This window comes from Anaerococcus sp. AGMB09787, assembly GCF_022808955.1.
Lineage (GTDB): Bacteria > Bacillota > Clostridia > Tissierellales > Peptoniphilaceae > Anaerococcus.
This window is the reverse complement of the sequence record NZ_JAKZEY010000036.1, coordinates 1-10,476: the sequence shown is the minus strand read 5'-3', so window position 1 is coordinate 10,476 and position 10,476 is coordinate 1. Positions and strand designations below refer to the sequence as shown.

At 25.9% G+C, this 10,476-nt stretch carries 10 protein-coding genes and 1 pseudogene; 10 read left to right on the top strand and 1 reads right to left on the bottom strand.

The annotated features are described in order from the left end of the window. Nucleotides 1-194: 194 nt before the first annotated feature. Nucleotides 195-668 carry an IS200/IS605 family transposase gene (tnpA, locus tag MUN42_RS07600; protein ID WP_243344084.1) on the bottom strand — a complete coding sequence of 158 codons (474 nt, stop codon included), beginning with the start codon at nt 666-668 and terminating at the stop codon, nt 195-197. A gap of 273 nt (nt 669-941) precedes the next feature. On the opposite strand from tnpA, the gene MUN42_RS09860 reads away from it, so the two are divergent. The 10 genes and pseudogenes from MUN42_RS09860 to MUN42_RS07555 form a co-directional block, all read left to right on the top strand. Further along, nucleotides 942-1,049, top strand: coding sequence for a transposase (locus MUN42_RS09860; protein ID WP_347708769.1), 108 nt, complete (start codon nt 942-944; stop codon nt 1,047-1,049). 110 nt (nt 1,050-1,159) lie between these two features. Then, nucleotides 1,160-1,942 (top strand): annotated as a pseudogene (locus MUN42_RS07595) (IS256 family transposase); the annotation flags it as partial. A gap of 401 nt (nt 1,943-2,343) precedes the next feature. Next, the gene (locus MUN42_RS07590; RefSeq protein ID WP_243344083.1) at nt 2,344-2,511 is read left to right on the top strand and encodes a hypothetical protein; all 168 of its coding nucleotides are present in this window, start codon (nt 2,344-2,346) and stop codon (nt 2,509-2,511) included. A gap of 113 nt (nt 2,512-2,624) precedes the next feature. Next, nucleotides 2,625-3,497, top strand: a complete 873-nt coding sequence (locus tag MUN42_RS07585) for a hypothetical protein (RefSeq protein WP_243344081.1) — start codon at nt 2,625-2,627, stop codon at nt 3,495-3,497. Nucleotides 3,498-3,506: 9 nt separating this feature from the next. Continuing rightward, nucleotides 3,507-4,691: a radical SAM protein gene (locus MUN42_RS07580; protein WP_243344080.1), complete on the top strand. Its 1,185-nt coding sequence runs from the start codon at nt 3,507-3,509 to the stop codon at nt 4,689-4,691. Beyond that, nucleotides 4,688-5,602, top strand: coding sequence for a radical SAM protein (locus MUN42_RS07575; RefSeq protein WP_243344078.1), 915 nt, complete (start codon nt 4,688-4,690; stop codon nt 5,600-5,602). Before MUN42_RS07580 ends, MUN42_RS07575 begins: the two co-directional genes overlap by 4 nt. After that, a complete protein-coding gene (locus MUN42_RS07570) occupies nt 5,583-6,320 on the top strand; it encodes a hypothetical protein (RefSeq protein WP_243344077.1) in 738 nt (245 codons plus the stop codon). Before MUN42_RS07575 ends, MUN42_RS07570 begins: the two co-directional genes overlap by 20 nt. Beyond that, nucleotides 6,313-7,950, top strand: coding sequence for an ATP-binding cassette domain-containing protein (locus MUN42_RS07565; RefSeq protein WP_243344075.1), 1,638 nt, complete (start codon nt 6,313-6,315; stop codon nt 7,948-7,950). Before MUN42_RS07570 ends, MUN42_RS07565 begins: the two co-directional genes overlap by 8 nt. Then, nucleotides 7,943-9,529 carry an ABC transporter ATP-binding protein gene (locus MUN42_RS07560; protein WP_243344073.1) on the top strand — a complete coding sequence of 529 codons (1,587 nt, stop codon included), beginning with the start codon at nt 7,943-7,945 and terminating at the stop codon, nt 9,527-9,529. Before MUN42_RS07565 ends, MUN42_RS07560 begins: the two co-directional genes overlap by 8 nt. Before the next feature lie 549 nt (nt 9,530-10,078). Next, nucleotides 10,079-10,476: IS110 family transposase (locus tag MUN42_RS07555; protein ID WP_243344072.1), on the top strand; the 398-nt coding region annotated here is incomplete at its 3' end.

Genomic DNA, 10,476 nt, shown 5'->3' with positions numbered 1-10,476 from the left:
AGAAACAATAGTTGGAACAAGCCGATAATAACCGGCTTATTTGTTGTGCTCAAATTTAAACTCTAAATCAAAACTACCAGCTTAGCTGGTAGTTTGTGCAGCGCCTATAAGGCGCGAATACCGGCACGCCCCTATTGGGGCTCCGAATATTCCGTCACATGCACCACTTTCCCAACTACTGCTAAAGCAGTTTTTTATTTGTTCTTATTTACTGACTCTCCCGTAAACGGGTCATGGTATTCCTTTATACTTATTTGGTCAGCATAATAATCTTCTTTTAATTGATTTTGTATATATTCTTTTATTTTCTTTTCATTTCTTCCCACTGTATCCACATAGTATCCTCTACACCAAAAGTGTCTATTTCCGTATTTATATTTTAAGTTGGCATGCCTATCAAATATTATTAATGAGCTTTTTCCTTTTAAATATCCCATTATCTGTGATATTGAGTATTTTGGTGGTATTTCTACCAACATATGGACATGATCTGGGCATAGCTCTGCTTCTATTATGTTTACTCCTTTTCTTGAACATAATTCTCGAAGTATGCTTCCTATATCTTTCCTTAGTTGTCTATATATTACTTGTCTTCTATATTTTGGCGCAAAAACTATATGATATTTGCATCTCCAGCTTGTATGTGATAAAGTATTTTTATCCAAGATTACCTCCTTGTTTAATTGTGCATGTGACTATCACAATTATACTTTAAGGAGGTTTTCTTGGTGCTTGAAGCTAAAGCTAATTTCCTCCACCTGCATAGCAGGTGGTTTTTTGTTTCGCTCTCTTTCGTTCGCTCAACTCACTTAAGTGGACAATAACAAGGAGAAAAGCAAAATTAATTTTACTTTTCTCCTTGACTTTTGTTAGCAGGTTTTTATGCCAAGAAAAAGACCAGAGACGAAAAGAAGCAAAATAGCAAAAATGTTAATTGAGGAATATCAGCCTCAAATTATGGAAACATAGATTTAAACATACCAAGAGATAGAGAAGGCACCTTCGAGCCACAAGCATTAAGAAAGTATACCCTACAGGGCACAAGCTGAAAAAGACATATCAAACATAGAAAATCAGATAATATCTATGTACGGCAAAGCAATACCCTCACCTAATAATGTCTACAACTCGTAACCTCGTTGGACATTATTGGCTGGGGCAGACCCTGACAACAAGAGATATATCATCTCATATCAGAGATATTTATGGATTTGGAATATCCGAAACAATGGTAAGTAAAATAACAAATAAAATACTACCAACCATAGAAGAATGGCAAAATAGGCCATTAGAAAGAGTGTATCCAATGGTGTTTCTAGATGCTATCCACTATCACGTAAGAGAAAACAACATAGTAGTCAAAAAGGCCGTCTACATTGCTCTAGGCTACAACATGGAAGGATTTAAAGAAATACTTGGGATGTGGGTTGGAGAAAACGAATCAAGCAAATACTGGCTGTACTCAAGCGATAGAAGCAGTATATCCAAAAGCAGAAATCCAAAAATGCATAATCCATCAAATAAGAAACTCAACAAAATATGTATCCTACAAAGATATAAAAGAACTAATGAAAGAGCTAAAAGCAGTATACAAAGCACCAACAGAAGAGCTTGCCTTAACAAATCTAGGAATCTTTGAAGAAAAATGGGATAAAAAATACCCAATGTGTGTAAACTCTTGGAAAAACAACTGGGCTGAGCTATCAACATATTTTAAATATCCAGAAGGAATAAGAAAACTGATATATACAACAAACGCCATAGAAAACTTCAATAGGCAACTAAGAAAAGTAACAAAAAACAAAACCATATTTCCGACTACGAACTACAAAAAAGCTTGTATCTAGCAATGGTAGATGCTTCAAGTAAGTGGACCTATAGAATACGTGGCTGGGATCAAATATTATCCCAATTATCAATATATTTTGAAGGGAGGTTTTAATTAAAAAATAATAAAACAAATTAAAATCAGCTGCAAAATTTCATGAAAATTTGACAGTTTATTAAGCCCAAGTAAAATTAAGTAAAGCTCCATTCCTATAGGAATGGACAGAAATTGATACATAAAAAATGTATCAACCCTTACCCTTATATCAGGATTTAGGTTGATACACAAAATTATTTACAGACCCCTAGAAGCTCTCGTAAGCGACTTAACTTATTAATTGCTATTTTCTTTTAGTGGTTTTAGTTTATTGTTTAGCATTTCCATATTTTAGTATTAGCCTATTTAAAAATATTAATTATAAATTAATGCAGAAAAAACATTAAAAACCTTTACATTTTATAAAATAAGTATTATAATGATATTGATAGAGAGAGCGAATATTCTAGGAGGTAAATATGGATATAAAAAATAGAAGCTATGAAGATAAGAAAATTGAAAAGAAGAATGATTCTTCAAAAAAAGAATTGCTGGAAAAAATTAAAACTGTAAAGATCGACAAAGAAAATGGCTTGGTATTTTTTGGAACATGTCATTGTTCTGGTAATACTGTAAGTAAAGATTAGAATTGCAATTAGATTATATTATGCTTTTATGTATTGTAATAAATTATTTAGTTCATTAAGGGGCATTAATAGTGCCTCTTTATTAGTTTAAGATTTATTTGAATGGAGAAAAAATGTATAAATTAATAGAATCCCCAGTGGTTGAATTAGAAATTACTACAAATGAAATTAATAGTTTATATATTAAAAACATTTATAAAATATTGAAATATGATAGTTTTAATTTGTTTATTATAAATTCTGATTATAATTCATATCATAATGAGGAAAATCATCTTTTATCACCAATAGTAGAATACATAAAAAACAGTAATAAAATGTTTTTGGTCGATCGTAATTTTTATATAAATCATTTAAAAAAAAGTCAAAATATACCAAAGTTATTTGTATATGAAATTTTGTGTGCTGATAAAATTTCTAGATGTTCCGAATTTGATTCGAGTAATGTAGATATTATTTTTATTAAATTTGACACAAGTATAAGTAGTGAAAATTATTTGTGGGAAGATATACAACAATTAATAAATAATAGTAGTATTGATTTTTTTGCTTTGTTTAATAATGAGAATATTAATATAAAAAACTATAACGAAATAATCGGAAAAATCATTAAATTTAATATTAATTTAAATTTTAATTCAATATATAAAGACTACCTCACAGTAAAAGAGCATCCTTGTAATGCTTATTTATGTAGTAAAGAAAAATGTCACGCCAATAAATCAAAATTACCTAGATATTTATTTGTGTCATGTGAGGGGATTTATCCTTATAAAGTAACAAATACTAGGCTTATTATAACTGAACATATTGATAGAGTTGTTATCGATAATTTTGATGATATTCTTAATAACTATATAGGTAGTGAAGAATACAATAATTTTATAGACTGCAATAAATATATTTTTTTTCAATATGTATTAACAAAAACAATCAATATATTTGCCTGGAATTTATTTTTAGTAGACGCATTAAATAATATATAGGAGTGGAATGTGCTAACATTTAATAATAAATATATAATTTTTAAAGATGTAATATTTAAAAAAGATGGATCTTTAAGTTATAGATTACCTAAAGAACTTGTAAATATACTAAAGGTACATAATAGTAGTAATAAAATTTGTGATATAGATGATGAATATATAAAATATTTTAAAAACAACAGTGTTTTTGTTGAAGATGATATTTATTATAATCCATTTGTAAAAATAGAAGAAGCGAATAAATTTAGGCTTTTTATTCAATTGACAGATAATTGTAATTTAAATTGTAGACACTGTTTTCAGGGTGATAAGAGAAAAAAAAGTAAATCTATGTCCTTTGAATATATTAAAGATTTGATATTTGAAGCTATAAATTTAGGAATTTACAGCATAGATTTTACTGGAGGAGAAATTTTTACATTAGAATACATAGATGATTTATTAATTTTTTTGTCTAATTTGCCAGTTAGGACTAGTCTTTTTACTAACTTAGCATTTTTATCAGAGAATGACTTGGATGCTATTATTAATTGCAGTGGAATAGATAATATAATAACAAGTATTGATTATTTTGATCCTGAAAAGCATGATATTTTTAGAGGGAAAAAAGGAGCTTTTAAATCAACAATTAAAAATATCAAATTTTTAAAAGAAAATGACGTATCAATTTTAGTAAACACAATGTTATTAAAAAATAATAGGAAAGATATAATGAAATTGGTAAAATATTTTGAAAAAATTAATATAAAAACAAGGCTAGATACAGTAACGATAAAAGGCAATGCTAAAAAAAATAAAGATTTATTTTTTATAAATGAAATTTCGAATTATATTTATGATATATACAAGGATTTAGGATATAGTGATCAAGATTTGTATGAGTCAATAATAAATTCAAAATGTGGTGTCGGAGAAACATTACTTTATTTTGATTGTAATGGAGAGTTTCAATTATGCCCTGGTTTAACTTCAGATTATAATGAAAAATTTAAAATAGGAGACACTTTAGCCGAAGCTATACAAAATTTAAATTCATTTAGAATTTCTTGTAAAGAGAATAGTTGTGAATATCATGGTGTCTGTACCTATGGATGTAGAGAAAGAGCTTTGGAGTATTCTGACTCTATTTTTGGAAAAGATTTCCGAATGTGTGAATTGTTAAACAGCTTATATAAGAATATGTATGTATTATGAATAAATTATTAGTAGTACATTTATTAAATAGTTGTAATTTAAATTGTAAATACTGTTATGAAGCAGTTAAAACAAATTTTCTTCAGAAAGGTATTAACAGAGAAAATAAGTATGAATACTATATAGAAGAAATAAATAAGAATCAATGTATTGAAAAAATAGTTCTAACTGGAGGAGAAGTTTCGTTTTTTCCTAATCTAGAAAAATTAATATTAAATATTGATAATAAATCAATTGAAATATTAACAAATGGAATTTTAAAATTAAATGTAGATAAGAACATATTGAAGGAATTATGCATAACAGTAAGTCTAGATGGTAATTATAATATAATGAAATTACATAGAAATATAAAATTTTGTGATTATACTAATATAATAAATAATATTTTATGGTATAAGATTTATGCAAAATCGTTATCTATAAATACGTTAATTACAAAACATAATTTAAATGAAGAAAGTATATTTTTATATGATTTATTTGGGGAAGATGTTAATTATAGTTTGTCTACACCATCTGAAATATTTACACCAGATCAATTTAAATTAGATTATAATGATATATTAATATTGGATCAAAATATAAAAAAAGCTTATGAAAAATATAATTATAGAATAAAATGTAATTTTGACTTAATCAATAAAAGAGCATTTAAATTAAATTCATATGAAATAGTAAATAGATTAATTATCATTGAATTATATTGTGATTTAGACTATTACTATGTTTTTAACAAGCCTTTTAAGACATTTTGTAAAGCCAATGAATACGCAACTAAATTAGTGGATAGTTTGATTAGCATTTTTAACGAATTTTTAAAAGATAAAGATGATGATTTTCTATTCAATCCATATTCATTTATTGAAAGAATTATGTTTGAGGAGGATTATGAAATACTACAATTTTGATAAGCTTATAAACAAAGAATATGATATAGGCATAATAGACTTTTATCCAAATGATTGGATTAATGCTAATTATAATAAATATGATATAATTAATATATGTAATTCAAAAAAAGATTTATATTTGAATTTTCCCATGGGACATGGTATTGCTATAAAATCAATAGTAGAAGATATAAATCTCAAATCTAGTGTGTTATTAATAGCAGTAGATAGAGAAACTAAAATAGAATTTGTGAATGATATACTAAATACGATAGTAAAATTTAAAATTTGCAGAATTATCAATATAAGTTTTGGATTTATGAACTTAAGTGATAGCAAAAATTTGAAAAGAATGCAAGAAATTTGTGAATATGCGAATAAAAATAAAATTATAATTATAGCAGCAAAAAGCAATGATGGTCATGATTCCTTTCCTTCTTCTTTAGATTCTGTTTTATCAGTTGATTTTAATATAAAGCAAATAGAAGATATTATTATTAGAAGAAATATTTGTGTATTTAAGAAAATGAAACTATTAGTACCATGGTACAAAGATAGACAAATGTGGGTAGAAGGAAATAGCTTTTATTCATCAATAATTACTGGAATAATTAGTACATATGATATTAATAATTATTCAAATTTCTTTGATTTGGGTTATATTGATGATGTAAGTAAATATTTTAAAAATATTAAAGTTCTTAAGTTATATAGTGATTGGAGGCTATATGTATAAAAATTTAAAAAAAATGTTGAAATTAGCAGATATAAACTCTAAAACTTTTTTATTTTTTATTTTTATATCTGTACTATCATCAATATTCAATATTGGATTTTCTCTTAATATTAAACCATTATTAGATAGATCATTGCAAAATCATCAAATTATGAGTGATAGTTTAATTAAATTTATTATTTTTGCATTTTTCATGACTCTATTAAAACATATTAGACTTATTATTTTTGATATTTTTTCTGTTAGTGTAGAAGAAAAACTGACTGAAAAGATTGTATTGAAAATTAGAGAAAGAAATATTGATTATTTTGAGAATACAAAAGAAGGTGCCTTATCTCACCTTATTAATAATAGAATAGAGGAGTTTTCGGAGTTTTTAGGAAATAATATTTCAAATATATTTTATTTACCTATATATTTTCTATTTGTTTTTGTGACATTAATAATTATAGACTATAGGATTAGTATCATTATTATACCAACTATATTTTTGGGTGTTTATCTAGATTTAAAAAATTCTGATAGATTATTAGAAACTTCCAATATATACTATGAAAGTGAAAGAAATCTCTCGGCATTTCAAAAAGAGATGATAGAGAATGCTTTAGAGATAAAAATAGAAAATATGGATAATTATATAATTAGTCAGCATTCTAATAAAGTTGATTATTTTATTTCAAAAGGAAATAAGCTAAATGAAATGTCTCAAAGAGCCTATGTCCCAGCTCTGATAAATGAATATTTGCCTAGCATTGTTCTTGTATTTATCATCATATTTAAGTTTGCAAACAATGAACCAATAACATATGGGAAATTTTTGACTATTTTATCTTTAACTAGTAATGTTTCTTTGCCGTTTGCGAATTATTTACGTTCTTTAGCAAAACTAAAGAAAATTAATCCTTTAATGGATGAACTTCTAGAGATAATAAATTTAGAAGAAGAAAGTTGCATAATCCACACTGATAGTGACTACATAATAGATATAGAAAATTTATCGTTTTCTTATAATGCTAATCCTATACTAAGGGATGTTGATTTGAAGGTAAAAGATGGAGAAAAAATAGGAATAATTGGTAAGTCTGGATCGGGAAAATCAACACTATTAAAACTTATTGTTGGCATATATAAACCAGATATCGGCAAGATAAGTGTGTTAAATACGCTTACTAATGAAAACATAGAAGAGATTTTGCGAAATATTTCCTATGTTGATAATAAAAATTATATGCTAGATGGGAGTATTAGATATAATATTTTATTAAAAGATATCGAAGATATTCCAGAAAGAGAAATTTCTTTAAAAATGATATCTGAAAAAATATATATGGATGATATATTAAATTTAAAAAATGAAGACAGTATTAATTTTAATATTAGTAATCTATCAGGAGGTCAGAAATCAAAAATTTCAATTGCTAGAGCTCTATTAAAGGAAGAATCAAAGATATTGATACTAGATGAGCCTAGTGCATCTATGGATGTAAAATCTGAAAAAGGTTTACAAAAATTATTGGAAGAGTCTGATAAAACTATAATCCTCACTACGCATAGGAAAAGTTTATTAGAAATTTGTGATAGAATATATAATTTGAAAAATGGAAACTTAATAGAGGTAAACTATGTATAGAATTTTTAAAAAATCATATCTTATAAGTGGTTATATTGGATTTATTATGAATTCTTTTCAAAGCGTTCTTTCTCAATTTTTATTTGGTTATTTATATTTTTTAATATTTGAAAAATATTCAAGCGGTGAGTTATCTACTGCTCTAATAATATTTTTTACAATATTAATTGCTATTTACTTTATTTTGGCAATTCCACTCTGGGGATTTTTGATGGAATATTCCCAAAATATATATAAAGGAAATTTAAAAAAGAGATTTTTTAAAAACATTTTTAAAAATAGAAACCAGAATTTTGATGATCCAACTAACATATTGACGCTTTTACAAAGGGATATAAATAATGTACAAAAATTAGCGGGATGGGATTTAGTAGTTTTATTTCAATCTATATTATCTGGTTTAATTTCTGCAATTGTAATTTCTAAAATTTCTGTAAAGTTAGTATTAATTATTATAGTAGTGGGGTTGTTACCAATTATTGTAAATATATTTGTATCAAAATATTTTAAAAAGTGTAGTATTATTTTAAGAAAATTGTATCAAGAAAAATTAAAAGCCTCTTTAAATTATATTAATAACCTAATAATGATAAGAATATATAGGTTAGATGAAGAAACAGCTAGTAAAATTAATGAAAATGGTAAGTTAATAAAAATTGAAAAGAGTAAACAAGTTATAATTAAAAATATTTCCATGTTTTTTGATTCATTAATCTATGAATCATTTTATAAAGTAATATTAATTTATTTTGGTGTGAACATGATTATAAAAAATGAAATAAATTTTGGTTTACTTATTTTAGCTTATTCAATGTTAGAAGGGATATCATTTTTCCTTTCCTATGTTGGCTATTATATTAAAAATATACAAAACATTATGGTTTCAGTAGATAATTTAAAAGGTTATTTTGATGAGATAGAAGATAATGTTCTAAATCTAGAAAGTGAGAATATTGATAGCATAGTCATTGACAATATAGATTTTTCATATGATGATTCAGAAAATGTGTTTGATAATTTTTCTATAACGCTAAATCTACCCAATAATTTTTTAATTGAAGGCCCAAATGGTTCTGGAAAGAGCACATTACTTAAGTTGATTGCTGGTATATTTGTTCCAGATGAAGGTAGCATTAAATTTATGGATAATAGTAAAAATCCAACATATAAAAATATATCATATGTTGGTCAAGAACCCTTTGTAATCAATGATTCATTATTAAACAACTTAACATTAGGTGACGAAAAAATTAGTATTTTACAAATAGAAAAGGCGCTCGAAACAGTTGGATTAGAAAAATGGTATAAAACATTGCAAAAAGGGTTGGATACCCAACTTGATGAAAAAGGTAAAAATATATCAAAGGGTGAAGAAACTAGACTTTGTATTGCTAGAGCACTGCTTAAAGATAAAACTATAATTTTGTTAGATGAACCTGATGCAAATATAGATGCTCTAACTATGCAAAAAATGATGAAATCTATTGAGAATAATTACAAAGTTAGCATTATTATGGTAAGTCATTTGAGGGGTATCCATAACTTATTAGATAATTTTCAACTGATTAGTTTAGTTTAATTGTAATAACAACTAATTGCAAATTATATTGTGAAATTTAAGGTAAACTAAGTTTGTGTGTATAGATTGTCATTGCAAATATCTCATAGTTATAGTTTTAAAATTATCCTAGAATTAAATAATTATTCATATAACCTAAATGTTGATATATAGGTCATTTATATAATATAATTAGTAAAGATGAATTGCAAATAATATTGCGACACTCATAGTAAACTAAGTTAGTATATAAATACATCAAATGGAGTTTAAGAGACTGTGTAAAATTTTGTGTATAGAAACCTCCTCGTATATTATAGTTGTAGTAATAAATACTACATTTTGTTCTCAATCCCACTTTCTTATGGGATAATAATTGTATAGATAGAGGTCGTAGTAAACCTCCTTTAAGCTAGTCTTCCCAAATTAGGGTTACGCCTCTACTTTACGTCTATATCAGTATGAGCTGGATAGCACATTTCGTTGCTGTATGTCTAACGAGGTTTGATTGTCGTAAAGTTCTTGAGGGTTCTTTCTCTATCTAAATTTATATTAAAGCTAGGTGATTTTATGTTTTACATTGGTGTTGATATTGCTAAGTTTAACCACGAAGCCTCAATAATTGATTCTAATGGGAAACTTGTTTCTGAGTCTTTTTCTTTTTCTAATTCTATTAGGGGTTTAGAGAAGTTTCAGAAATTTATTTCCTCTTTTTCGATTGATTCTAACAATTGTATTATTGGTATGGAAGCTACAGGGCATTATTGGCTTTCTCTTTATTCTTTCTTGATTGATTTAGGCTTTTCTTGTATTGTTATTAACCCTATTCAATCTGATGCTTTTAGAAAGATGTATATTAGACAAACTAAGAATGATTCTGTGGATTCTTTTGTTATTGCTCAAATTCTTAGGTTTGGTGAGTTTTCTGTTTCTCATTTTTCTGATGAGGATACTTTTGCTCTTAGAAA

Coding starts and splice junctions, on each gene's coding strand:
- MUN42_RS07585 (WP_243344081.1), top strand. CDS start 2,625: ATGTATAAATTAATAGAATCCCCAGTGGTTGAATTAGAAATTACTACA.
- MUN42_RS07570 (WP_243344077.1), top strand. CDS start 5,583: ATGAAATACTACAATTTTGATAAGCTTATAAACAAAGAATATGATATA.
- MUN42_RS07565 (WP_243344075.1), top strand. CDS start 6,313: ATGTATAAAAATTTAAAAAAAATGTTGAAATTAGCAGATATAAACTCT.
- MUN42_RS07575 (WP_243344078.1), top strand. CDS start 4,688: ATGAATAAATTATTAGTAGTACATTTATTAAATAGTTGTAATTTAAAT.
- MUN42_RS07560 (WP_243344073.1), top strand. CDS start 7,943: ATGTATAGAATTTTTAAAAAATCATATCTTATAAGTGGTTATATTGGA.
- MUN42_RS07590 (WP_243344083.1), top strand. CDS start 2,344: ATGGATATAAAAAATAGAAGCTATGAAGATAAGAAAATTGAAAAGAAG.